General features: G+C 53.6%; 1 protein-coding gene. It reads right to left on the reverse strand.

Going from position 1 to position 407, the window contains the following annotated elements; translation table 11 throughout:
* On the reverse strand, positions 1-407 hold a 407-nt coding region (locus HV824_RS36565), incomplete at both ends, for a hypothetical protein (RefSeq protein WP_176425358.1).

The following is a 407-nucleotide window of genomic DNA, read 5'->3' on the forward strand; positions in this document are numbered from 1 at the left end:
GTTCCTGCGACTGCTCCGTAGGATATGACGTCATGTCCGTCTGCGTCCTGTCGGCGCGTTTCGCGTAGAAGTCTTCCGCCTCCGTCAAGGACCGGAACGAACGTTCCCACACGACCGATGAATTTGAGATCCTCCGGTACGATGTCGTCACTATCGGGTGCGAGATACATCCGACTTGTGACCGACTTGGTCTGGATGTAGTCGTTGAACTCAATGGGCTCTCTGGTGAACAGCTTCTTGTAGACATAGGGCTCCTGGAACTGCTTGCCGGTTGCGTGCCATCCGAATTCGTCATGGGCGATATAGACAGCATCGTTCACAAGGCACATACGATCGTACGTGGCCTCGTGCTCGAAGTCGTATCCATACTTCTTTCCAAAATCCATGACGAACTGGATGTCTTCGGG

The organism is Myxococcus sp. AM009 (genome assembly GCF_013372605.1).
In the GTDB taxonomy this organism is placed as follows: Bacteria; Myxococcota; Myxococcia; order Myxococcales; family Myxococcaceae; genus Myxococcus; species Myxococcus vastator.